The sequence below is a fragment of the Streptomyces sp. NPDC033178 genome, from assembly GCF_055577685.1.
Genome location: NZ_JBVIPT010000003.1, coordinates 633,974 through 656,658, shown reverse-complemented (window position 1 = coordinate 656,658; position 22,685 = coordinate 633,974). Strand labels below are relative to the sequence as shown.

Sequence of the window (22,685 nt, the reverse complement as noted above, 5' to 3'; positions counted from 1 at the left end):
GCGGCCGCTGTCCGGGACGTGAGAACCGCCCTGGGCAGCGGCCCCCTCCTCCGGTTAGGGTCGCAGCGGCGCGACTGCCTTGACGTGTGCAAGGCCCGAAGAGCAAGGGGAATGCAAGGTGGCGGACGCTGCAGTGAATCGGAGCCGGGGCCGGAACCAGCGGGTGCTCATCGCCGCGGACAAGTTCAAGGGCTCGCTCACGGCCGTGCAGGTGGCCGAGCGGGTGACGGCCGGACTGCGCAGGGTCGCGCCGCGGGTCGAGGTCGAGGCGCTGCCGGTCGCCGACGGCGGCGACGGCACGGTCGACGCGGCGGTCGCCGCCGGGTTCGAGCGGCGTGAGGTACGGGTCGCCGGGCCGCTCGGTGATGAGATCACCGCCGCGTTCGCGCTGCGCGACGACACCGCCGTCGTGGAGATGGCCGAGGCCAGCGGCCTCCAGCGGCTGCCCGCCGGGTCCTTCGCACCGCTCACGTCGTCCACGTACGGGTCAGGGGAGCTGCTCCGGGCCGCGCTGGACGCCGGGGCCCGGACGATCGTGTTCGGCGTCGGCGGCAGCGCCACCACGGACGGCGGGGCCGGGATGCTGGCCGCGCTCGGGGCGCGCTTCCTCGACGAGGACGGCGAGCCGGTGCCGCCCGGGGGCGGCTCCCTGGGACAGCTGGCCACGGCGGACCTGTCCGGCCTCGACCCCCGCCTCTCCTCCGTCGACGTCGTCCTCGCCAGTGACGTGGACAATCCGCTGACCGGGCCCAAGGGGGCGCCGGCGGTGTACGGGCCCCAGAAGGGGGCCTCGCCCGACGATGTGGCGGTGCTGGACACCGGGCTCGCGCATTTCGCCGCGGTGCTGGAGAAGGCGATCGGGTCCAAGGCTGCGGAGTACGCGGTCGCGCCCGGTGCCGGGGCGGCGGGGGGTATCGGATACGGGGCTCTGGTGGGTCTCGGCGCGAGCTTCCGGCCCGGCATCGAGGTCATGCTCGACGTCCTCGGCTTCGCCCCTGCGCTTGAGCGGGCCACACTGGTGATCACCGGTGAGGGGTCTCTCGACGAGCAGACCCTGCACGGGAAGGCTCCCGCCGGGGTCGCGGCCGCCGCGCGGGCCGCCGACAAGGAGGTCATCGCCGTCTGTGGCCGCCTCGCCCTGCCGCCGGAGGCCCTTGGCAGGGCCGGCATCCGGCGTGCCTACCCCCTCACGGACGTCGAGCCCGACGTCTCCCGCTGCATCGCCGAAGCGGGCCCCATCCTGGAGGACGTCGGCGAACGAATCGCCCAGGACTTCCTGATCTGAGGGCCCGACGCCAGCCAAGGCACTTTTCCGCCCCCGCCGCCCCTACCCATTCCCGTCCCTTTTCGGGGGCCAGCCCCCGAACCCCCGCTCCTCAAACGCCGGAGGGGCTAACTACTACCCCGTCCGGCGTTTGAGGACGAGGCTGTCCAGGCCGATGAGCGGGGGTCTGGGGGCGCAGCCCCCAGGGATGGGACGGGTAGGGGCGGCGGGGGCGAGAAAACCCCTAGCTCAGCCGATACGCATCCAACGCCAACGTCATCTCGATCAGATCCCGAGGCCGCGCCAACGACCGGGACGTGAGCTGCTCCAACCGCCGCAGGCGGTTGAAGACCGTGTTCCTATGGCAGTACAGACGCCCGGCCGCCCGCCCGGCAGACCCCTCGCACGCGAGCCAGACATCCAGCGTCTCCAGCAACACGGCCCGATCCGCCGGTTCGAGTTCGAGCAGTGACCCGAACACGTCGGACACAAGCCGCCCCGCCAACTCGGGCTGGCTGACGACGAGCGCCGTAGGCATCCGCTGATCGAGCCGCACAACGGCCGTCGCATCGGGCGGACACGTACGAAGGGCCAGCTCGGCCAGCCGCCGAGCCCGCCCGAGCTCGGCAAGCCCGGCGACGACGGGACTGATCCCGCCAGGACCGGAACACCGCCCGTCGAGCGCCCGCGCGACCCCGTCGAGCCCCTGCCCGTCCGCGAGGGCCACCACCCCGACCTCACAATCGGCCCGCATCCGCCAGATGAACCGGAACCCCGCCCCCTCCACGGGCCGCCGATACGACTCCCGTTCCCGTCGCTCGGAGCGCAGCACGACCACCGCATACGGCCCCCGCTCGGGAAGATCGAGCCCGGCGGCGGCCCGAGCCGCGAGTCCGGGCGCCTCCTGCCCTTCGAGGAGCGCGTCGAGCAACGCCTGAAGCCGCTCGTCGGTGCGCCGCCGAAGCTCCATCTCGGTCGCCCGGTACGCCTCGGTGGCCACGGCGGCCTGTGCGTCCACCGCGGACCACACCATGGTCGCCGAACGCATCAGCACCACGAGCCGCTCCGGCTCCTGCAGGGCCGCCGCCCCCTCCTCCATCAACGCGTCCCACACCAGATACCCCGCGGCGCGATACGCGTGCACGAGCAGCTCAAGCGGCAGCCCCTGCTGGGCCCGCCGCCGCCCCGCCTCCTCCGCGTACTCCAGGTCACGGCGGGGCGAGTCCCGGGGCGCGGAGATCGTCTGGATCCCGATCCGCATCGCCTCCTCGGCCTCCCGCCACTGCTGGTCGTACGGGAGGAACTCCCCGTAGACGGAGGAGTGTTCGGCAAGCTGCCGCATGTGCTCGTCGACGAGCTCGGGCAGCCGTTCCAGCAGCGCTGTACAGGACTCGGTGAGCAGCTTCCAGTCATGACCGGTGCGCCTTCTGCGGGCTCCCATGGCCGGAGGATGCCACTGGTGGGCCGCCCCGCACAGGCCCCTGACACGCGGTGTTGTGCGCGCGCACAACGCACGGCCGTGCCCGCTGGTCACCCGCAGCGATTCGCCCGCACCCCGTGGACGGACGCCCCCGCCGGTGCTGTGGTGAGCGCCACACGGGGCGAGAACAGGGGGCGTTCGATGGGTGGTTCGGGTGGTTCGGTCGGTTCGGTCGGTTCCGGGCTGGTCGTTCATGAGCTGTCGGTCGGATACGGGCCCGTACGCGCACTGCGCCAGGTGTCCCTGGAGGTGCCCGAGGGAGCCGTGGTCACCGTCCTCGGCGGCAACGGCGCGGGCAAGTCGACCCTGCTCCGGGCGGTCTGCCGGACGCTGTCCTTCCACGGCGGCGCGGTCACCGGCGGCACGGTGAGCCTGAACGGCCGCCGCCTCGACGGGCTGTCGCCGGACCGCGTCGTCGCCGCCGGAGTGTCCCAAATACCGGAAGGGCGGCGGGTGTTCGCCCGGATGACCGTCGCCGACAACCTCCGCGCCGGGGCACTGGGCGCCACCGGGGGCCGGGCCGGCCGGGCCGCCGCCCTGCGCCGCGTCCACGAACTGTTCCCCGTCCTCGCCGACCGCGCCCAGCAGCGGGCCGGCCTGCTGTCGGGCGGAGAACAGCAGATGCTCGCGGTCGGCCGCGGCCTGATGGCCACCCCGCGCATCCTGCTCCTCGACGAGCCGTCCCTCGGACTCGCCCCGCTGATGGCCGAGCGGATCGCCGACACCGTGCGGGAGATCAACGCCCAGGGCACCTCGATCCTGCTCGTCGAACAGAACGCCGCCCTCGCCCTGCGCCTCGCCTCCCGCGCGTACGTCCTCGAAGTCGGCGAAGTCACCCTGTCGGGTCCCGCGGACGAACTGGCCGCCTCCGACGAGGTACGCCGCCGCTATCTGGGCGTCGTCGACGAGGACGCGGCGGCCGACGCCGAACGGGCCCGCACCACGCACCCGGCACTGACCCGCTGGAAGGGGTGACCACCGACATGCCGAGCGACGCCACGCCCAGCGACGGCACACCGAGCGACGACGAGCCGGACCCCGCCCGGCCGCACAGCCGACGGGACCCGACAACCAGACCGGGCCCCACCCAGTCAGACTCCACTCGGTCAGCCCTCACCCGGTCGGACTCCCCACCGCCGGAGGCCACTTCACCCACTCCCGACGTCCCGCCGCTCCACGTAAGGGAGTTGACCGTCCGGTTCGCGGGCCTCACCGCCCTCGACGCCATCGACTTCACCGTCCGCCCCGGCACCGTCCACGCCCTCATCGGCCCCAACGGCGCCGGAAAGTCCACCTGTTTCAACGTCCTGTCCGGGGTCTACCGCGCCACCGCAGGCAGCGTCCTCTTCGGCGAGCACGAACTGACCGGCATGCCTCCGCACCGCATCGCCGATCTGGGCGTCGCCCGCATCTTCCAGAACCTCGCGCTGCCCCCGCTCGCCACGGTCGAGGACAGCCTGCTCCTCGGACGGCACCGGCTCACCCGAACCGGCTTCCTGTCAGCGGGGCTTCGCCTCCCGGCGGCGGCCCGCGAAGAGCGTCGCCACCGTGAACGCGTACGCGAGATCGCCGAGTTCGTCGGCATCGCGCCCTACCTCGACCGCCCGGCGGGCTCACTTCCGTACGGACAGCAGAAGCTCGCCGAACTCGCCCGCGCCCTCTGCATGGAGCCGCGCCTGCTGCTCCTGGACGAGCCGGTCGCGGGCATGACCGCCGACGAGCGCCGCCGAACCTCCGCCGTGATCGCGGGAGTTCGCGACAGCCTCGGCATCTCGATCGTCCTGGTGGAACACGACATGGGGGTGGTGATGCGGCTCGCCGACGCGGTGACCGTACTCGACTTCGGGCGCCTGATCGCGGACGGCGCCCCCGCCGACGTACAGAACGACCCGGCGGTCGTACGCGCCTACCTGGGGGAGCGCCGCCCCGAGGAAACCGGCGAGGCGGACCGGCCCGAGAGCCCCGAGAGGTCCAGGAACCCCGAGAGACCCGGGAAGCTCCGGGGAGAGGAGAACGCCTCGTGAGCACCTTCGCCGAACTCCTCCTCAACGGTGTGTCGATGGGGTCGGTCTACGCCCTCATCGCCCTCGGCTTCGTGGTCATCTTCCGGGCCACCGAGGTCGTCAACTTCGCCCACGCGTCACTGCTGTTGGCGGGCGGGTACGTCACCGCGACCCTCCACGACGACATCGGCTTCTGGCCCGCGCTGCTGGTCGGGATCGCCGGGGCCGCGGTGGTCGGCGCGGCCGTGGAGTTCCTGGTCATGCGTCGCTACCGGGGGTCCGACCACAGCGTCCTCGCCATCGTCACGATCGGCGTGGACATCCTGCTCACCACCGAACTGACCCGCCGCATCGGCACGGACGTCCTGCCCCTCGGCGACCCGTGGGGCGACGCCGTGCTCACCCTCGGGCCCATCTCCCTGGCCCACACGCGCATCGCCGCCTTCGTGGCCGCCGCCCTGCTCATCACCGTGTTCCTGCTCGCGTTCCGCTACACCTCCTGGGGAGTCGCGATGCGGGCCGCCGCCGAGAGCCCGGAGACGGCCGCGCTGATGGGCGTACGGCTCGGCAGGGTGTCGCTCGGGGCCTGGGCCGTGGCCGGCGGACTCGCGGCCGTGGCCGCGCTGTTCCTGACCGTCTTCCCGACCCCAGGGCTGGAGAGAGCCACGTCGCTCGCCGCCCTCAAGGCCTTCCCCGCCGCGATCCTCGGCGGCCTCGACTCCACGACGGGCGCGCTCGTCGGCGGTCTGCTAGTGGGCGTGACCGAATCCCTGGCCACCGGCTACCAGAGCGAACTGACCTTCCTGGGCCGGGGGTTGGGCGACCTCGCCCCCTACCTCGTGATGACCGTCATCCTGCTCATCCGGCCCGCCGGGCTGTTCGGCACGAAGGAGTTGGCCCGTGTCTGAGGTCCTCACGCGTGACGCGGCGGCCGACAAGCCACGGCCCGCCCGCCGCAGGCCTGCCCTGCCCACCCACGTGCGTCCGTACGTCCGGGCCGCCGGAGCCCTCCTCCTGCTCGCCCTGCCCTTCTACCTGGACCGGTTCTGGCTCCAGGCCGGGCTGTTCGCGATGGCCGCCGCGATCGGGGCGATCGGAATCAACCTCCTCACCGGCTCCACGGGCCAGCTCTCCATGGGACACGCCTTCTTCCTCGCGGTCGGTGCGTACGGCTACTGCGTGTTCGCCGCCGACGGCGGTGACGGGCTGACCGGCCTCGGCCTGCCGACCTGGCTCGCGGCCGTCCTCGCCGTCCTCGTCGCGGGCCTTGCGGGCGGCCTCTTCAGCCCCATCGCGGGCCGGTTGCGCGGCGCCTACCTGGGCATCGCCACACTCGCGCTGATCTTCATCGGTCAGCACGTGCTGTTCAACGCCCGCGACCTCACCGGCGGCTTCAACGGCCGAGACGTACCGCCCCTGAGCCTCTTCGGACTCACCTTCGACGACAGTGAACTCGTCGTCGCCGCCGTGCCGTTCGGCTCGGCGGAGAAGCTCTGGTACGCGGGACTCGTCCTCCTCCTCGGCTGCGCGCTCTTCGCCCGCGGGGTGCTGCGCGGCCGCCCCGGACGCGCCATGAACGCGATCAGGGACCACCGCATCGCGGCCGGGGTCATCGGCGTGCCCGTCGCCCGCTACCGGGCCGCCGTCTTCGTCCTGTCCTCGATGTACGCGGGCCTCGCGGGCGTCCTGCTCGCCCTGGTCTTCCAGCGGACGGTGCCGGACTACTTCGGCATCACGCTGTCGCTCGAATACCTCGCCATGATCGTCATCGGCGGGCTCGGTTCGGTCTCGGGGGCGGTGGTCGGGGCCGCGTTCGTCTCCCTGCTGCCGCAGCTGCTGACCCGCTACAGCGATGCGCTGCCCCTGGTCTCCGCCCCCGGTACGGGCGGGATCGCACCGGGCGAGGCAGCCCGGTACCTCTACGGCGCCGCCGTCGTCGCGGTGGTGCTCTTCCTGCCCGGCGGCCTGGTCAGGGTGGCCGCCGGGCGTCGTGTCAGGACCGGTCCACGGTCCATCCCAGGGGAGGAACGATGAGGACGACTTACGCGGCCCAGGTGACCGCAGGCGCGCTCGCCGCGCTGCTCGTGCTGGCCGGGTGCAGTTCCAAGGCCAAGGACGACGACAAGGACAAGGGGACTGCCGCGGGAGAGGTGAAGACCGGCGACGGCATCTCCGGCAAGACCATCACGCTCGGCGTCCTCACCGACATGACCGGCGTGTACGCGACCCTCGGCAAGAGCGTCACCCAGGCCCAGCAGCTCTATGTGAAGCAGCTGAACGCCGACGGCGGGGTCTGCGGCTACAAGGTCTCCCTCACCGTCCGCGACCACGGCTACGACCCGCAGAAGGCCCTCGCCGGGTACACCGAGCTTGAGCCGAAGGTGCTCGGCTTCACGCAGTTCATCGGCTCCCCGTTCGTCGCCGCGGTCAAGCAGCGCATCGACGGCCAGGACAAGGGCCTGGTCCTGCCGCAGGCCTGGTCGGCGACGCTGCTCGGCAGCCCGTACATCCGGGTCATCGGATCCACGTACGACATCGAGACGATCAACGCCGTCGACTTCCTGATGAAGGAGAAGGGCATCAAGAAGGGCGACAAGATCGGGCACGTCTACTTCGAGGGCGACTACGGCGAGAGCGCGCTGGTCGGCTCGAAGCACATCGCGAAGGAGGCCGGTCTGACCGTCGTCGAGCAGAAGATCAAGCCGACCGACAACGACATGACCGCACAGGTCGCCGCGCTGAAGAAGGCCGGCGTCAAGGCGGTCGTGATCAGCGCGGGCCCGCGTCAGGCGGCCTCGCTCGTCGGTGTCGCCGCGGCAAGCGGCTTCGACGTCCCGATCATCGGCAACAACTCGGCCTTCGCCCCGCAGCTCCTGGCGACCCAGGCGGGCCCGGCCCTGATGAAGAACTACTACGTGGCCTCGCCCTCGCTGCCCATCGGCGCGGACACTCCTCAGGCCCAGAAGCTGGTCGCCGACTACAAGAAGGCGTACCCGAAGGACTCCCTCGACAACGGAGTCGTCGCCGGCTGGACCGCGGTCTACGCCTTCGGCGAGGCCCTGAAGAAGGCCTGCGCGTCCAAGGACCTGACCCGCGAGGGTGTGGACAAGGCCCTCCTCACCATCAACTCCCTCGACACGGGCTTCGGCATCCCCCAGGACTTCACCGACCCGAACGCCCCCTCCTCCAAACAGAGCGTCATCCTCCAGCCCGACAAGACGGTGACAGGCGGCATGAAGGTCGTACGCGACGCCGAGGCGTCACAGGTGGCGGAGGCGTACTCCCCGGCAACGTGAGCGCGCACAACCGAAGGGCCCCGAACCACGAGGTTCGGGGCCCTTCAGTGTCGTACGACCGCTACGGCAGCTGCGCCGCCCGCGCCTCGCGGCGGTTGTCGCGGAAGTTGTTCACCCTCCGAGCCGTGGCGAAGAGGGGGATCACCGCGCCCGTGACGAGCTGCAGGGCGCAGCCGGTCTGCAGGAGGAGCTGTCCGCCGGGGGCCTCGAAGGCCCAGGCCGTCAGCAGACCCATGCTGAGCACGATCCAGGAGAGCATCGCCACGGCGAGCCGCCCCCGCGGCTTCGGGTACTCGACCCGGCTCACCATCAGCCACGCGGTGCCGATGATCGCCATGAGCGTGGCGACGAACGGCAGCTCGAGCAGCACGATGGAGACGACGGTCAGCGCGCCGAACGGCGAGGGCATGCCCTGGAAGGTGCCGTCCTTGACCGTGACGCAGGAGAATCTGGCGAGCCGGAGCACGACCGCCAGCAGGACCACGATGGCCCCCACCGCCGCCACCCGCTGGTGCGCGTCGTCGGCGACCATGCCGTAGACCAGCACGAAGTACGCCGGCGCCAGACCGAAGCTGATCAGGTCGGAGAGGTTGTCCAGCTCCGCGCCCATGGGGGAGGAGCGCAGCTTGCGGGCGACCAGTCCGTCGAACAGGTCGAAGACCGCGGCGCACAGCATCAGGATCACGGCGGTCGCGGCACTGTGCCGCGCCATGCCGGTCTCCTGGCTGCCCGTGAGGTGCGGGATCAGGATGCCGGTGGTGGTGAAGTACACCGCCATGAAGCCGCACGTGGCGTTACCGAGTGTGAGGGTGTCCGCTATTGAGAGGCGGAGAGAGAGGGGCATCTCCTCCTCGTCGTCCAGCTCGTCGGCCTCCGGCACCCAGCCGGCCTGTGTCTCGGGATCAATCACGGTCAATGCGAGTCACCCCCGCCACGGTCTTCTGTCCGACCTCCACGTCGACCTCGACACCCTCGGGGAGGTAGATGTCGACGCGGGACCCGAAGCGGATCAGCCCGATCCGGTCGCCCTGCTCGACCTTCGTGCCCTGAGGGATGTACGGCACGATGCGCCGCGCGACCGCACCGGCGATCTGGATCATCTCGATGTCGCCGAGCTCGGTGTCGAAGTGCCAGACAACGCGCTCGTTGTTCTCGCTCTCCTTGTTGAACGCCGGGACGAAACCGCCGGGGATGTGCTCGACCGACGTCACCGTGCCGGAGAGAGGCGCGCGGTTGACGTGGACGTTCAGCGGGCTCATGAAGATCGCGACGCGGGTGCGCCCGTCCTTCCACGGCATGATGCTCTGCACCACACCGTCGGCCGGGGAGATGACCCGGCCCGGGGCGATCTCGCGCTCGGGGTCGCGGAAGAACCACAGCATGCCCGCCGCCAGCGCGGTGGCGGGTACGGCGACGGCCTTGGCGGCGCCGGACTTGCGCGCGCGTACCAGGCTGAGGGCTGCGGTGGCGACGGTCGGGAGGAGCCACGGCGATGCTCCGCGCGCAATACGTACGCCTGCCAGGCTGTCGCGTGGTGCAGAGGTTTGGCTGTGGGGCATGGATGACCTTCGTAGCGGATGATGCCGCGCTGTAACGGGGGACGGCGGCTTTCCCGGGATCGTACCGGTCGCGGGCCACAACTGGGCAAGCCAGGAAGCCGAGTCGGCGTCCGAAGAGTGCTGACGGGGTGTGATCTTCTTCTCGATGAAAACACCCCGAATCGGTATATCTAGCCCTGCGTCCGATACTCTTCGAGCAACCTGCGTCCGATGATCATTTTCTGGATCTCGGCGGTACCTTCACCGATGAGCAGCATCGGGGCCTCACGGTAGAGGCGCTCGATCTCGTACTCCTTGGAGAAGCCGTAACCGCCGTGGATCCGGAAGGCGTCTTCGACCACCTCTTTGCAGTACTCGGAGGCGAGGTACTTCGCCATCCCTGCTTCGAGGTCGTTTCGCTCCCCGGAGTCCTTTTTGCGTGCCGCATTCACCATCATCGCATGGGCGGCCTCGACCTTGGTAGCCATCTCGGCCAGCTTGAACTGGATCGCCTGGTGCTGGGCGATCGGTTTGCCGAAAGTGTGACGCTGCTGGGCATAGGAGACGCCCAGTTCGAACGCACGCTGAGCGACACCGCAGCCACGCGCCGCCACGTTGACGCGGCCGACCTCGACGCCGTCCATCATTTGGTAAAACCCTCGGCCGGTGACCCCGCCGAGCACCCGATTGGCCGGAATGCGCAGGCCATCCATGATCAACTCGGTGGTGTCGACACCCTTGTACCCCATCTTGTCGATCTTCCCGGGGATGGTCAGGCCGGGGCGGACCTCACCGAAGCCGGGCTCCTTCTCCACCAGGAAGGTCGTCATCGACTTGTGGGGCGCCGTGCCCTCGGGGTGGCCTTCGTCACTCTTCACCAGAACGGCCACGAGCGTCGACGTTCCGCCGTTCGTCAGCCACATCTTCTGACCGTTGAGGACGTACTCGTCGCCGTCCTTGACCGCCTTCGACGTGATCGCCGAAACGTCCGAGCCGAGTGCCGGTTCCGACATGGAGAACGCGCCGCGCACCTCGCCCGCCGCCATCCGCGGCAGGAAGTACTCCCGCTGCTCCTGCGTGCCGTGCTGCTTGAGCATGTACGCCACGATGAAGTGGGTGTTGATGATGCCGGACACCGACATCCAGCCGCGCGCGATCTCCTCCACGCACAGAGCGTAGGTGAGGAGCGACTCGCCCAGACCCCCGTACTCCTCGGGGATCATGAGGCCGAAGAGGCCCAACTCCTTGAGCCCGTCGACGATCTGCTGCGGGTACTCGTCGCGGTGCTCCAGCTCGGTCGCGACCGGGATGATCTCCTTGTCCACGAAGTCCCGGACGGTGGACAGGATCTCCTGCTGGATGTCGGTCAGACCGGCGGTCTGGGCGAGTCGCGCCATGGCTACTTCTCCTGCTCCTTGAGCCGGGGGCGGCCGGGCTGCTCGCCGCCGCGCTCCTTGATGTACGTCTCGGTGGGGACCATCACCTTGCGGCGGAACACACAGACCAGCGTGCCGTCCTGCTTGTAGCCCTTGGTCTCGACATGGACGATCCCGCGGTCGTTCTTGGACCTCGACGGGGTCTTGTCGAGGACCGTGGTCTCGCCGTAGATCGTGTCGCCGTGGAAGGTCGGCGCGACGTGCTTCAGCGACTCGATCTCCAGGTTGGCGATCGCCTTGCCCGACACGTCCGGCACCGACATGCCCAGCAGCAGGGAGTAGATGTAGTTGCCGACCACGACGTTCTTCCCGAAGTCGGTCGTGTTCTCGGCGTAGTTGGCGTCCATGTGGAGCGGGTGGTGGTTCATCGTCAGGAGACAGAAGAGATGGTCGTCGTACTCCGTGACGGTCTTCCCGGGCCAGTGCTTGTAGACCGCGCCGACCTCGAACTCCTCGTAGGTGCGTCCGAACTGCATGTGCTCAGGCCTCCGGAGCTTCGAACTTGGACGTGCGCTGCATGCCGGCGGCCCGGCCCTTGCCGGAGATGACGAGGGCCATCTTGCGGCTGGCCTCGTCGATCATCTCGTCGCCGAGCATCGCGGAGCCCTTCTTGCCGCCCGCCTCGGACGTGTAGAAGTCGTACGCGTCCAGGATCAGCTCGGCGTGGTCGAAGTCCTCCTGGGAGGGCGAGAAGATCTCGTTGGACGCCTCGACCTGGCCCGGGTGCAGCACCCACTTGCCGTCGAAACCGAGGGCGGCGGCCCGCCCGGCGACCTCGCGGTAGCCGTCGATGTTGCGGATCTGCAGGTAGGGGCCGTCGATCGCCTGGAGGTTGTTGGCGCGGGCGGCCATCAGGATCTTCATCAGGATGTAGTGGTAGGCGTCCGCCGGGTAACCGGGCGGCTGCTCGCCCACGACCAGCGACTTCATGTTGATCGACGCCATGAAGTCGGCCGGGCCGAAGATGATCGTCTCGACGCGCTGGGAGGCCGTCGCGATCTCGTTGACGTTGTTCAGACCCTGGGCGTTCTCGATCTGCGCCTCGATACCGATCTTGCCGACCTCGAAGCCCATCGTCTTCTCGATCTGCGTCAGCAGGAGGTCAAGGGCCACGATCTGCTGGGCGTCCTGGACCTTCGGCAGCATGATGCAGTCGAGGTTGGGACCGGCGCCCTCGACCACCGTCACGACATCGCGGTACGTCCACTCGGTCGTCCAGTCGTTGACGCGCACGACCCGCGTCTTGCCCGTCCAGTCACCCTCGTTGAGGAACTTGACGATGGTGTGCCGCGCCTCGGGCTTGGCCAGCGGCGCGCACGCGTCCTCCAGGTCCAGGAACACCTGGTCGGCCGGGAGGCCCTGCGCCTTCTCCAGGAAGCGGGGGTTGCTCCCCGGCACGGCGAGGCAGGAGCGCCGCGGACGAAGGCGGTTGACGGGGCTGGTCATGCGGGGACCTCCAGTGGGTCGAGCTTGTTCGCTTTCCGGATCTCGTCGACGATCCGGCCGATGATTCCGGTGATGTCGAAATCCTTCGGAGTGAAGACCGCGGCCACTCCCGCGGCCCGCAGGTCTTCGGCGTCGCCATTCGGGATGATGCCACCGGCGATCACCGGGATGTCTGTGGCACCGGCCACACGCAGACGTTCCAGCACGTCGGGCACCAGTTGGGCGTGCGAGCCGGAGAGGATCGACAGGCCCACCGCGTGCACGTCCTCGGCGACCGCCGCGGTCACGATCTCCTCGGGCGTGAGCCGGATGCCCTGGTAGACCACCTCGAAGCCGGCGTCACGGGCCCGTACGGCGATCTGCTCGGCGCCGTTGGAATGCCCGTCCAGGCCCGGCTTGCCCACCAGGAAGCGGAGCTTGCCGACGCCCATGTCCTTCGCGGTCAGCTCCACCTTGCGGCGGACCAGCGCCATCGCCGTGCCCTCCTCGGCGGTCACCGCGACGGGCGCGGACGACACACCGGTGGGGGCGCGGAACTCGCCGAACACCTCGCGCAGGGCACCGGCCCACTCGCCGGTCGTGACCCCGGCGCGGGCGCACTCAAGGGTGGCCTCCATGAGGTTGCCGGTGCCCTTCGCGGCCTCCTTCAGCCGCTCCAGCGCCTTGCAGGGGCGAGGGTGGTTGAAGGGGGGCTGGTAGCGGGTGTCCCGCCAGTCCTTGAGGGCGGCGGTCACCCCGGCCTCGACCGCCGGGTCGACCGTCATGATCGCGGCGTCCAGATCGGCCGTGAGCGGGTTCGGCTCGGTCGACTCGAAGATGTTGACGCCGACGATCTTCTCGTCACCGGACTCGATACGGGCCCGGCGCTCGGCGTGCGACGAGACGAGCTGCGACTTCAGATAGCCCGACTCGACGGCCGCCATCGCGCCGCCCATCTCCTGGATCCGGTCGATCTCGGCGAACGAGTCCTCGACCAGCTGGGCGACCTTCGCCTCGATGACGTGCGAGCCCTCGAAGATGTCCGCGTACTCCAGCAGGTCGCTCTCGTACGCGAGCACCTGCTGCATGCGCAGCGACCACTGCTGGTCCCAGGGCCGGGGCAGGCCCAACGCCTCGTTCCAGGCCGGGAGTTGGACGGCACGCGCGCGGGCGTCCTTCGAGAGGGTCACCGCCAGCATCTCCAGCACGATCCGCTGGATGTTGTTCTCCGGCTGGGCCTCGGTCAGACCGAGCGAGTTGACCTGGACCCCGTACCGGAAGCGGCGGTGCTTGGGGTTCTCGATCCCGTACCGCTCGCGGGTGATCCTGTCCCAGATGCGACCGAACGCCCGCATCTTGCACATCTCCTCGACGAAGCGGACGCCCGCGTTCACGAAGAAGGAGATGCGCGCGACCACGTCACCCTTCTGGTCCTCGCGGATCTGCCCGGACGCGAACACCGCGTCCAGGACGGCGATCGCGGTGGACATGGCGTACGCGATCTCCTGGACCGGGGTGGCTCCCGCCTCCTGCAGGTGATAGCTGCAGATGTTGATCGGGTTCCACTTGGGGATGTTGTTGACCGTGTAGCAGATCATGTCCGTCGTCAGACGGAGCGAGGGCACCGGCGGGAAGACGTGCGTCCCCCGCGACAGGTACTCCTTCACGATGTCGTTCTGGGTCGTGCCCTGGAGCCTGGTGATGTCGACACCCTGCTCCTCGGCGACGACCTGGTAGAGCGCCAGCAGCCACATGGCGGTGGCGTTGATGGTCATCGAGGTGTTCATCTGGTCCAGGGGGATGTCCTGGAACAGCCGGCGCATGTCACCGAGGTGCGAGACGGGCACGCCGACCCGGCCGACCTCGCCGCGGGCGAGGATGTGGTCGGGGTCGTAGCCGGTCTGTGTCGGCAGGTCGAACGCGACCGACAGACCCGTCTGGCCCTTGGCGAGATTGCGCCGGTACAGCTCGTTGGACGCCTCGGCCGTGGAGTGACCGGCGTAGGTGCGCATGAGCCACGGCCGGTCCCTTACGTTCTTCGCCTGCGGCGTCTGGCGCTCAGTCATGGGGTGGCCCTCAGATGTTCCGGAAGCGGTTGATGGCGTCGACGTGCTGGGCGCGCTTCTCCTCGTCGCGTACGCCGAGGCCCTCGGTGGGCGCCAGCGCCAGGACTCCGACCTTGCCCTGATGGAGGTTGCGGTGCACGTCGTACGCGGCCTGCCCGGTCTCCTCCAGCGAGTACACCCGGGAGAGCGTCGGGTGGATCTTGCCCTTCGCGATGAGCCGGTTGGCCTCCCAGGCCTCGCGGTAGTTGGCGAAGTGTGAGCCGATGATCCGCTTCAGGGACATCCACAGGTACCGGTTGTCGTACTCGTGGTTGTAGCCCGAGGTCGAGGCGCAGGTGACGATCGTGCCGCCCTTGCGGGTGACGTAAACGCTTGCGCCGAAGGTCTCGCGGCCCGGGTGCTCGAAGACGATGTCGACGTCCTCGCCGCCGGTGAGCTCACGGATGCGCTTGCCGAAGCGCTTCCACTCCTTCGGATCCTGGTTGTGCTCGTCCTTCCAGAACCGGTAGTCCTCGGCGTTGCGGTCGATGATCGCCTCGGCGCCCATCGCGCGGCAGATGTCCGCCTTCTGCGGGCTGCTCACCACACAGATGGGGTTGGCGCCGCCGGCCAGCGCGAACTGGGTGGCGTACGAGCCGAGTCCGCCACTGGCGCCCCAGATGAGGACGTTGTCGCCCTGCTTCATGCCGGCGCCGTTGCGGGAGACCAGCTGCCGGTATGCGGTGGAGTTCACCAGACCGGGGGCGGCGGCCTCCTCCCACGACAGGTGGTCGGGCTTGGGCATCAGCTGGTTGGACTTGACGAGCGCGATCTCGGCGAGGCCGCCGAAGTTCGTCTCGAAGCCCCAGATGCGCTGCTCGGGGTCGAGCATCGTGTCGTTGTGCCCGTCGCTGGACTCCAGCTCGACGGACAGGCAGTGCGCGACGACCTCGTCACCGGGCCGCCAGGCGTTCACGCCCGGACCGGTGCGCAGTACGACGCCCGCCAGGTCGGAACCGATGATGTGGTACGGCAGGTCGTGGCGCTTGGTGAGGTCGCTGAGCTTGCCGTAGCGCTCCAGGAACCCGAAGGTCGCCATGGGCTCGAAGATCGAGGTCCACACGGAGTTGTAGTTGACCGAGGAGGCCATCACGGCCACCAGGGCCTCACCGGGGCCGAGTTCGGGCACCGGCACGTCGTCCAGGTGGATCGACTTGCGGGGGTCCTTGTCGCGGGTGGCGAGGCCGGCGAACATCTCCGTCTCGTCCTTGTGCACGGTGATCGCGCGGTACGACTCGGGGAGCGGCAGTGCGGCGAAGTCGGCGGACGTGGCCGTCCGCGACTGAATCGCGTCCAGGATTTCCTTCACGGTGGTGCCTCCGGCGATGAGCGTCTGAGGGGAACGCTGAGGGTTACGTCGGGGTGATTGCTGCTGGTGTGAGGCAGTGCCGTCGGTTCGGCGAGGGTGGTGCTCGGCAGCGCGTTGTGGCGCGGAAGGTTGCCTGTGACGCAGGCGTCCGGGCGCGCAGGCCATTGGCTTGCGGGGACAGCCGGCGTACGAAGGATCTCTGCACGCCGGCCGCCCGGACAACTTCAACGTATGGCACGCCGTGTCACGCCGCAAGGCACGGAGTGCCAGAAGTTGCGCTCAGGTGAAATCTTTACGTAACACGTGAGCGATGATCGATCAGGTGGGGGCGGGAAACGCCTGAATGTGGGCAAAAAGCTGCCGGACGCGCTCACATTGAGCTCGTCCGGCGATCAGGTGTTTGGTGAGGACAGTGGCTGAGCCGCAGTTCCGCGAGGTGCTGCTACGGCCGTTCCTTGAGCGCCTGCTCGATCGTGCGCATCACCTGGTCCAGCGGAGCGTCCACGCGGGCCACGGTCACCAGCACCTCGCCCTCCACGGACGCGGCGGAGGAGGGTGCCGACCGCGGAGTGGTCTCCCGCCCGGCCCCGATCCCCGTACCGAAGGTCTTCCGGACGATCGCGAAGGCGTGGTCCAGCTGGCTCTCGACGTCTCCCTGGCCGCCCGCCCGCAGCCACCGCCGCAGGACGTGGTTGTGGGCCGTGACGACGGCGGACGCGGCGACCTCGGCGAGCAGCGGGTCGTCGTTGGCGTCGTCGTCGTGGGCGTGCTCGTCGAAGTGGCCCAGCAGATAGCGGGTGAACAGCCGCTCGTACCGCGCCACGGACGCGATCTCCGCCTCCCGCAGGGTCGGTACCTCGCGGGTGAGCTTGTAGCGCGACACCGAGATCTCCGGCCTCGCCGCGTACATCTTCATGACTTCCTTGATGCCCCGGCACACCGTGTCGAGCGGATGCTCGTGCGCCGGCGCCGCGTTGAGCACCGCCTCGGCCCGGATCAACGTGTCGTCGTGGTCCGGGAAGATCGCCTCTTCCTTGGAGCGGAAGTGCCGGAAGAAGGTGCGCCGGGCGACCCCGGCCGCGGCCGCGATCTCGTCGACGGTCGTTGCCTCGTACCCCTTCGTCGCGAACAGCTCCATCGCGGCGGCCGCCAGTTCGCGGCGCATCTTGAGCCGCTGCGCGGCCGCACGACTGCCCGCGGCGCTCTCAGGAGCGTCGGGCGTGGCTGGGGTACGGGAGGACTTGGCGGGCTGGGACATGCCCCGAACGTACTGCATGTACGCGGCGGAGCGCTCATGACCGGGTCTTTCCCCGACCGGGACCGGGACCGGGGCGGCGGCCGGATCGAGCAGCCCGCCCCAGTCGGCGCGTTCGGCGAACAAGCCGCCGGACCGGCCATCGGCCGAGGGCCCGCCCGCAGGCCCGCCTCCGGGCAGGTCCCATGGCTCGGAGGCGGGCTCGCCGGGCCGGTCCCCGGGCCCGGCGTCGCGCGGCGGTTCAGCGCCGTGCATATTCGCGGAAGCCGCGGCCCGTCTTGCGGCCGAGGCAGCCCGCGGCCACCAGGTGCTCCAGGAGGGGTGCGGGGGCGAGGCCCGGGTCACGGAACTCGCGGTGCAGGACCTTCTCGATGGCCAGCGAGACGTCCAGGCCGACCACGTCGAGGAGCTCGAAGGGGCCCATCGGGTAACCGCCGCCGAGCCTCATCGCGGCGTCGATGTCGTCGAGCGTCGCGTAGTGCTCCTGGACCATCTTGATCGCGTTGTTCAGGTACGGGAACAGCAGCGCGTTCACGATGAAACCGGCCCGGTCGCCGCAGTCCACCGGGTGCTTGCGGACCTTCGCACAGACCTCCCGGACCGTGGCGTGCACGTCGTCGGCCGTCAGGACCGTGCGCACGACCTCGACGAGCTTCATCGCCGGTGCCGGGTTGAAGAAGTGCATGCCGATCACGTCCTGCGGCCGCGAGGTGGCGCGGGCACAGGCCACGACGGGCAGCGACGAGGTCGTGGTGGCCAGGATCGCGCCCGGCTTGCAGACCTTGTCGAAGACCGCGAACAGCTGCTGCTTGATCTCCAGGTCCTCGGCGACCGCCTCCAGGGCCAGGTCGACGTCCGCGAAGGCGTCGTACGAGCCCGCCGGAGTGATCCGTCCCAGCGTCTCGGCGGCGGCCTCGGCGGTCATCCGGCCCTTGTCGACGGAGCGCGAGAGCGACTTGCCGATACGGGCCTTGGCGGTCTGCGCCTTCTCCTCGCTGCGCGCGGCGAGCACGACCTCGTACCCGGCCTTCGCGAAGACCTCCGCGATACCGGACGCCATGGTGCCGGAGCCCGCGACGCCGACCGAGCGCACGGTACGGCCGGGCATCAGGGAGGCGCCCTCCAGGGGAGTCAGCGCGTCCCGCACGACGGTCGCGCTGCCCGGGCCGTCGTACGTGTAGAAGCCACGCCCCGACTTGCGGCCGGTCAGGCCCGCCTCGCTGAGCTGCTTGAGGATGGGGGAGGGCGCGTGCAGCCGGTCGTGGGACTCGGCGTACATGGCCTCCAGGACCGTACGCGCGGTGTCGACGCCGATCAGGTCCAGCAGGGCCAGCGGGCCCATGGGCAGGCCGCAGCCCAGCTTCATCGCGGCGTCGATGTCCTCGCGGCTCGCGTACTTCGCCTCGTACATCGCGGCGGCCTGGTTGAGGTAGCCGAAGAGCAGTCCGTCGGCGACGAAGCCGGGGCGGTCGCCGACCGCGACGGGCTCCTTGCCGAGTTCGAGGGCGAGGTCCGTGACGGCGGCGACGGCGGCCGGCGCGGTCAGCACGGACGAGACGACCTCGACCAGCTTCATCGCCGGCGCCGGGTTGAAGAAGTGCAGGCCGAGCACCCGCTCGGGGCGGGCCGAGTCGGCGGCCAGACGCGTGACGGACAGGGCGTTGGTGCCGGTCGCCAGGATCGTCTCCGGACGCACGATCCCGTCCAGCTCCCGGAAGATCTGGTGCTTGATCTCGTACGACTCCGGAGCCACCTCGATCACCAGGTCCGCGTCGGCCGCGGCCCGCAGGTCCGTCGACGTGACGAAGCGGGCTAGGGCGTCGTCGCGCTCCTGCTCGGTGAGGCGTCCGCGCTGCACGGCGCGGGCGGTCGAGGACTCCAGGGCGGCGGTGGCCTGCGTGGCGGCGGCCTCGCTGATGTCGATGCCCACGACCTCGCGGCCGGCCTTGGCCAGGATCTCGGCGATGCCGGTCCCCATCGTGCCGAGGCCGACGACGGCGACGGTCTTGAGCGGGGACGCGGAGAGCGACAGGGAAGGGTCGGACAGGGGAGTGGCCATCGCGGGACTCCAGGAATGAGTGACGACTGAGGGACGCACCCGGATACGCCAACAGGCGCACACGGTGCGGAGGTTGCGGGTGATGCCGGGCGACGAAAGCGCACAGGCCCGGCGCCGTGAGTGGGCGAAATCGCGATCCCACGAAACGGTGAGAAAGACCCGACCGGCCCTGTCCCGGAGCCGTGTCGTACTGAGGTACGTGAAGTACCGAACCGACCAGCACCCGCGGCGGCTGCGTCACCAGGCCACCACGAGCAAGTCAGCGAGTGGGTAACTCGCTCGATTGAGCTTAACTCGTGGGTAACGAGCGCGCCAGTCCCCGGTGAATGTGACGTACGTCGCCGATAGGCTTCGGCGATATGGACGAAGAGTTGCGATCGCTCACCCAGCGCTTACGGCACGAGGCGGGCGCCGCTGCCTCGTACTCGTACGAACGGCTGGCCTCGACCGACGACCTCGACGAACTGGCCGATGTGCTCATCGCACCCGAACAGCGGCTCTGGGCAAGGGAGTTGGCGGCGTTCAGGCTCGGGCTCGCCGGGGACCGGCGGGCCTTCGAGGCACTCGTCCTGCTGCTCAACCACCGCGACCCGCAGCGCTGCGCGTCCGCGGCGCACGCCCTGGCCCGGCTCGGCGACCCGCGCACGGCCCGCGCGGCGGCCGCCCTTGCCACCAACGAACTGCGCGTCGCCTACGCACTCCATCCGGTGCGGCTCCTGGTCGAACTGCGTGCTCCCGAGTCCGTACCCGCGTTGATCACGACCCTGGCCCGCAGGTTCCGTCCGCACGACCCGTACCGCCGTGTCGCCATCGCGTGCGTGGACGGCCTCGGCGCCCTGGGCGACGAACGGGCCCGCCCCGTCCTGAACGAGGCCCTCGCCCATCCGCCGCTGGCCCAGGCGGCGGCCGGTGCGCTGAAGAGGCTGCCGGCACAGCGCTCGCCACGCGAATAGGCGTCGATGGGCGTTCACGGTGGGGTGCCTTGTGAACCTTGAGAACAGAGGGGTGCCGAGTGCCCCTGGAGAAGGCGGGGTCGCCGGGGGTTCGCCCGGCGGGAGACCGGCGACCGGCAGGCGGACGAACGTCGCGGGATCCGACCTGCCGTCATCTCCGCGCATCTGGCCCGGGTCCTGCTCCCCGGCGGCCCCAGTTCGTGCGACCGCCCGGCTGGACGCGGCATCGGGATTCGGGAGTCGCTCGGCAACGGCTCGGACCGTTGTCGTGGGAGGGCGCACGTTCCGCACGGTAGGCAGTGGGCCCGGAGGCGGACATCCCCCAGTCGGGGCGAACGGCCCTCTCAACCGGGCCGCCGACCACGTCTCGCAGGTTGCGTTCGGGTCGGGGGTGAAGGATCGCAACGGTCTGCAGAAGCTGGTCTACGCGGAGATCAATGCCACGTTCGGGCTGTCGGCGCAGCCCGCGGTGCGGGTGGTGAAGAAGGTCGTGGACGCCTACAGTGCGCTCGGGGCCGGCCTGAAAGCCGGGTGGCTGCGCGGTCCGGGGTCCAAGCGGTACCGCAGCGCCGTCGGTTCGCCGGTCGGCTTCCGGCCGGAGGCCGCGCAGCCGTTCGACGACCGGTGCCTGTCCTGGCAGACGGACGCGCGCACGGTGTCGATCTGGACGGTGGGCGGGCGGATGCGGGGCATTCGCTACACCGGCTCACCGGACCAGCTCAAGACCCTGGCCGAGTACCGCAGGGGCGAGAGTGACCTGGTCCGGCGGGGCGGGAAGTGGTTTCTGATCGCGACCTGCGACCTGCGACCTGCCCGATCCGGAGGTCTACGAGCCGGCTGACTGGATCGGTGTGGACCGGGGCATCGTCAACCTCGCAACCACCAGCGACGGCAGCAATTACCAGGGCCGCCGTCTGAACCGTTACCGGCGCTGGCAGGCCCGCAAACGTGCCGAACTCCAGGCCAGGCGCACCCGTTCGGCCACCCGCCGTCTGGGTGCTCGTGCGAAGAAGGAGCAGCGTCATGCCACGGATGTGAACCATCGGATCAGCAAGGAGATCGTGTCCGTCGCCAAACGCACCGGTCGTGGGATCGCAGTCGAGCAGCTCGACGGGATCCGCGAGCGGGTACGGCTTCGTCGCGACCAGCGGGCCACGCTCTCCTCCTGGCCGTTCCATCAGCTCGGACAGCATCTCGCCCACAAGGCCCGCCGGGCCGGGGTGCCGTTCCTGGAGGTGGATCCGGCCTACACCTCGCAGCGCTGCCCGCGCTGCGGGCACGCCGAGCGGGCCAACCGGCCCGCCCGGGACCATTTTTCCTGTCGTCGGTGCGGCCTCGCTGGGCCTGCCGATGTCGTCGCTGGGGTCAACGTGCGCAACCGTGCACGCTCGGCGTGGGTGTTCGTCACCACACCCGTCCCCGCACCGGCCTGAACAGGCCGGACCGTGAGGAGATGCGACCCGTGACCGTCCCGTCGTAGGGGGCAGTCGGGAGCGCGACAAGGTGTGAACGACCGAGTGCACAAGCTCGGCCGTTCACGGCCAAGAAGGTGACCAACTATCTGGAGAACGCCCTCGCCTACGGCCGGGAGCCCGTGGAGATCACGGCGCGCGCCACCGGCGGACGCATCGAACTGCCGTCGCGGACCACGGTCCCGGTGTGCCCGAGTCCTTCGTCCCGCACCTTTTCGAGCGCTACCGCCGCGACCCCGCCACGGCGGCGGCCACCGAGGGCACCGGTCTCGGCCTGTGGATCGCCCGCAGCCTGGCCCGCGCGAACGGCGGCGACGCCTGGTACGAACCCGGCCGGCCGAACGGCGCCCGTGTTCTGCGTGAGCTTGCCCCGAGGACGACGCGAGCCCGACGACGTGAGCCCCAGGACATGACCCCAGGAAATGACCCCAGGACGTGAGCCTCAGAGCAAGAATCCCAGAACGTGAGCCCCAGAACGTGAGCCTCCCTCAGGAGCCCCCCAGCACACGGGCGTAACGCACCTCCGGCACCTCGACGCCCTCCACCTCGAAGGGCTCCTCCGCGCCGTCCGGTGCGAAGCCGGCCTTCTCGTAGAAGCGGCGCGCGCTCGTGTTCTCCTGGAGCACCCACAGCAGCATCCGGCCGTGCCCCGCGGCCGTGCAACGGGCGACGGACTCCCGAAGCAGGGCGCGGCCCACACCGCGCGCGAGCCGGTCCGAATCAACGTAGATGGCGTACAACTCGGCTTCCTCGGTGCGGACTTCACCGTCCCGGTACGGGCCGTGGCACGCCCAGCCGACGACGTCGCCGTCCCACTCCGCGACCAGGCTCACCACGCCCTGACCGGCCTGCTCGAAGCGGGCCCGCAGACGCCCGACGTCCTCCGCCGGATCGAGCCCGTCGAGGTACGTCTGCGGCATCATCCCCCTGTACGCCGTCTGCCAGCCGCGGACGCGGATCTCGGCCACGCGGGGACAGTCGGCCAGGGCCATCTCGCGCACGTGAAGGGCAGGAGGAAGGGCGGGAGAGGGGGAGCGGGGGCGTTCGTCCATGGCGGCACCCTAGGCGGCCGTGGGCGAGGGGTCCCGTG

At 69.9% G+C, this 22,685-nt stretch carries 20 protein-coding genes and 1 pseudogene; 10 read left to right on the top strand and 11 right to left on the bottom strand.

Translation table 11 applies throughout. The annotated features are described in order from the left end of the window. Nucleotides 1–163: 163 nt before the first annotated feature. The gene (locus ACZ5VQ_RS10185) at nt 164–1,285 is read left to right on the top strand and encodes a glycerate kinase (RefSeq protein WP_469104594.1); all 1,122 of its coding nucleotides are present in this window, start codon (nt 164–166) and stop codon (nt 1,283–1,285) included. 223 nt (nt 1,286–1,508) lie between these two features. On the opposite strand, the gene ACZ5VQ_RS10180 is transcribed toward ACZ5VQ_RS10185, so the two are convergent. Then, nucleotides 1,509–2,705 (bottom strand): PucR family transcriptional regulator, encoded by a 1,197-nt coding sequence (locus ACZ5VQ_RS10180; protein ID WP_469104492.1) that lies wholly within the window; start codon nt 2,703–2,705, stop codon nt 1,509–1,511. A gap of 180 nt (nt 2,706–2,885) precedes the next feature. Between ACZ5VQ_RS10180 and ACZ5VQ_RS10175 the strand changes: the two genes are divergently transcribed. Genes ACZ5VQ_RS10175 through ACZ5VQ_RS10155 form a run of 5 tightly spaced genes read left to right on the top strand, consistent with a single transcriptional unit; the run spans nt 2,886 to nt 8,043 of the window. After that, a complete protein-coding gene (locus ACZ5VQ_RS10175; protein ID WP_469104593.1) occupies nt 2,886–3,719 on the top strand; it encodes an ABC transporter ATP-binding protein in 834 nt (277 codons plus the stop codon). A gap of 8 nt (nt 3,720–3,727) precedes the next feature. Continuing rightward, nucleotides 3,728–4,768: an ABC transporter ATP-binding protein gene (locus ACZ5VQ_RS10170; RefSeq protein WP_469104491.1), complete on the top strand. Its 1,041-nt coding sequence runs from the start codon at nt 3,728–3,730 to the stop codon at nt 4,766–4,768. Then, nucleotides 4,765–5,655: a branched-chain amino acid ABC transporter permease gene (locus ACZ5VQ_RS10165; RefSeq protein ID WP_307520277.1), complete on the top strand. Its 891-nt coding sequence runs from the start codon at nt 4,765–4,767 to the stop codon at nt 5,653–5,655. The genes ACZ5VQ_RS10170 and ACZ5VQ_RS10165 overlap by 4 nt, the downstream gene beginning before the upstream one ends. Then, a complete protein-coding gene (locus tag ACZ5VQ_RS10160) occupies nt 5,648–6,781 on the top strand; it encodes a branched-chain amino acid ABC transporter permease (RefSeq protein WP_469104490.1) in 1,134 nt (377 codons plus the stop codon). Before ACZ5VQ_RS10165 ends, ACZ5VQ_RS10160 begins: the two co-directional genes overlap by 8 nt. Then, nucleotides 6,778–8,043, top strand: coding sequence for an ABC transporter substrate-binding protein (locus tag ACZ5VQ_RS10155; protein WP_469104489.1), 1,266 nt, complete (start codon nt 6,778–6,780; stop codon nt 8,041–8,043). The genes ACZ5VQ_RS10160 and ACZ5VQ_RS10155 overlap by 4 nt, the downstream gene beginning before the upstream one ends. A 61-nt stretch (nt 8,044–8,104) precedes the next feature. Here the strand turns inward: ACZ5VQ_RS10155 and pssA are convergent, their stop codons facing one another. The 9 genes from pssA to ACZ5VQ_RS10110 all read right to left on the bottom strand — a co-directional run bounded on the left by pssA (nt 8,105) and on the right by ACZ5VQ_RS10110 (nt 19,170). Continuing rightward, a complete protein-coding gene (gene pssA / locus ACZ5VQ_RS10150; RefSeq protein ID WP_362077027.1) occupies nt 8,105–8,923 on the bottom strand; it encodes a CDP-diacylglycerol--serine O-phosphatidyltransferase in 819 nt (272 codons plus the stop codon). Between the two features lie 22 nt (nt 8,924–8,945). Further along, on the bottom strand, nt 8,946–9,602 hold the full coding sequence (locus tag ACZ5VQ_RS10145; RefSeq protein ID WP_055612050.1) for a phosphatidylserine decarboxylase: 657 nt from the start codon (nt 9,600–9,602) through the stop codon (nt 8,946–8,948). A gap of 170 nt (nt 9,603–9,772) precedes the next feature. Continuing rightward, the gene (locus tag ACZ5VQ_RS10140; RefSeq protein WP_362076979.1) at nt 9,773–10,978 is read right to left on the bottom strand and encodes an acyl-CoA dehydrogenase family protein; all 1,206 of its coding nucleotides are present in this window, start codon (nt 10,976–10,978) and stop codon (nt 9,773–9,775) included. A 2-nt stretch (nt 10,979–10,980) separates the two neighbouring features. Next, the gene (locus ACZ5VQ_RS10135; protein ID WP_469104488.1) at nt 10,981–11,493 is read right to left on the bottom strand and encodes a MaoC family dehydratase; all 513 of its coding nucleotides are present in this window, start codon (nt 11,491–11,493) and stop codon (nt 10,981–10,983) included. Nucleotides 11,494–11,497: 4 nt separating this feature from the next. Continuing rightward, on the bottom strand, nt 11,498–12,463 hold the full coding sequence (locus ACZ5VQ_RS10130) for an HpcH/HpaI aldolase/citrate lyase family protein (RefSeq protein ID WP_055612052.1): 966 nt from the start codon (nt 12,461–12,463) through the stop codon (nt 11,498–11,500). Beyond that, nucleotides 12,460–14,508, bottom strand: a complete 2,049-nt coding sequence (locus ACZ5VQ_RS10125) for a protein meaA (protein ID WP_469104487.1) — start codon at nt 14,506–14,508, stop codon at nt 12,460–12,462. The genes ACZ5VQ_RS10130 and ACZ5VQ_RS10125 overlap by 4 nt, the downstream gene beginning before the upstream one ends. Nucleotides 14,509–14,518: 10 nt before the next feature. Then, entirely contained in the window at nt 14,519–15,856 is a 1,338-nt protein-coding gene (ccrA, locus tag ACZ5VQ_RS10120; protein WP_362076972.1) for a crotonyl-CoA carboxylase/reductase, read from the bottom strand. A gap of 442 nt (nt 15,857–16,298) precedes the next feature. Next, nucleotides 16,299–17,114, bottom strand: coding sequence for a TetR family transcriptional regulator (locus ACZ5VQ_RS10115; protein WP_469104486.1), 816 nt, complete (start codon nt 17,112–17,114; stop codon nt 16,299–16,301). A 238-nt stretch (nt 17,115–17,352) separates the two neighbouring features. Further along, the gene (locus ACZ5VQ_RS10110) at nt 17,353–19,170 is read right to left on the bottom strand and encodes a 3-hydroxyacyl-CoA dehydrogenase family protein (RefSeq protein ID WP_469104485.1); all 1,818 of its coding nucleotides are present in this window, start codon (nt 19,168–19,170) and stop codon (nt 17,353–17,355) included. 359 nt (nt 19,171–19,529) lie between these two features. Here ACZ5VQ_RS10110 and ACZ5VQ_RS10105 point away from each other — a divergent pair, with 359 nt between their 5' ends. The 4 genes and pseudogenes from ACZ5VQ_RS10105 to ACZ5VQ_RS10090 all read left to right on the top strand — a co-directional run. Continuing rightward, nucleotides 19,530–20,123 (top strand): adenylosuccinate lyase, encoded by a 594-nt coding sequence (locus ACZ5VQ_RS10105; RefSeq protein ID WP_469104484.1) that lies wholly within the window; start codon nt 19,530–19,532, stop codon nt 20,121–20,123. Between the two features lie 391 nt (nt 20,124–20,514). Further along, nucleotides 20,515–20,964, top strand: a complete 450-nt coding sequence (locus ACZ5VQ_RS10100; RefSeq protein ID WP_469104483.1) for a hypothetical protein — start codon at nt 20,515–20,517, stop codon at nt 20,962–20,964. 10 nt (nt 20,965–20,974) lie between these two features. Then, nucleotides 20,975–21,556, top strand: a complete 582-nt coding sequence (locus ACZ5VQ_RS10095) for an RNA-guided endonuclease InsQ/TnpB family protein (protein WP_469104482.1) — start codon at nt 20,975–20,977, stop codon at nt 21,554–21,556. Between the two features lie 205 nt (nt 21,557–21,761). Next, a pseudogene (locus ACZ5VQ_RS10090) lies at nt 21,762–22,034 on the top strand (sensor histidine kinase); the annotation flags it as partial. A 49-nt stretch (nt 22,035–22,083) separates the two neighbouring features. On the opposite strand, the gene ACZ5VQ_RS10085 reads toward ACZ5VQ_RS10090, so the two are convergent. Next, nucleotides 22,084–22,647, bottom strand: coding sequence for a GNAT family N-acetyltransferase (locus ACZ5VQ_RS10085; RefSeq protein ID WP_469104481.1), 564 nt, complete (start codon nt 22,645–22,647; stop codon nt 22,084–22,086). Between the last annotated feature and the right edge of the window lie 38 nt (nt 22,648–22,685).

Excerpts from the sequence above, each read along its gene's own strand:
- ACZ5VQ_RS10180 (WP_469104492.1), bottom strand. The coding sequence starts at position 2,705 with ATGGGAGCCCGCAGAAGGCGCACCGGTCATGACTGGAAGCTGCTCACC.
- ACZ5VQ_RS10175 (WP_469104593.1), top strand. The coding sequence starts at position 2,886 with ATGGGTGGTTCGGGTGGTTCGGTCGGTTCGGTCGGTTCCGGGCTGGTC.
- ACZ5VQ_RS10170 (WP_469104491.1), top strand. The coding sequence starts at position 3,728 with ATGCCGAGCGACGCCACGCCCAGCGACGGCACACCGAGCGACGACGAG.
- ACZ5VQ_RS10155 (WP_469104489.1), top strand. The coding sequence starts at position 6,778 with ATGAGGACGACTTACGCGGCCCAGGTGACCGCAGGCGCGCTCGCCGCG.
- ACZ5VQ_RS10145 (WP_055612050.1), bottom strand. The coding sequence starts at position 9,602 with ATGCCCCACAGCCAAACCTCTGCACCACGCGACAGCCTGGCAGGCGTA.
- ACZ5VQ_RS10140 (WP_362076979.1), bottom strand. The coding sequence starts at position 10,978 with ATGGCGCGACTCGCCCAGACCGCCGGTCTGACCGACATCCAGCAGGAG.
- ACZ5VQ_RS10135 (WP_469104488.1), bottom strand. The coding sequence starts at position 11,493 with ATGCAGTTCGGACGCACCTACGAGGAGTTCGAGGTCGGCGCGGTCTAC.
- ACZ5VQ_RS10130 (WP_055612052.1), bottom strand. The coding sequence starts at position 12,463 with ATGACCAGCCCCGTCAACCGCCTTCGTCCGCGGCGCTCCTGCCTCGCC.
- ACZ5VQ_RS10125 (WP_469104487.1), bottom strand. The coding sequence starts at position 14,508 with ATGACTGAGCGCCAGACGCCGCAGGCGAAGAACGTAAGGGACCGGCCG.
- ACZ5VQ_RS10115 (WP_469104486.1), bottom strand. The coding sequence starts at position 17,114 with ATGTCCCAGCCCGCCAAGTCCTCCCGTACCCCAGCCACGCCCGACGCT.
- ACZ5VQ_RS10110 (WP_469104485.1), bottom strand. The coding sequence starts at position 19,170 with ATGGCCACTCCCCTGTCCGACCCTTCCCTGTCGCTCTCCGCGTCCCCG.
- ACZ5VQ_RS10105 (WP_469104484.1), top strand. The coding sequence starts at position 19,530 with ATGGACGAAGAGTTGCGATCGCTCACCCAGCGCTTACGGCACGAGGCG.
- ACZ5VQ_RS10085 (WP_469104481.1), bottom strand. The coding sequence starts at position 22,647 with ATGGACGAACGCCCCCGCTCCCCCTCTCCCGCCCTTCCTCCTGCCCTT.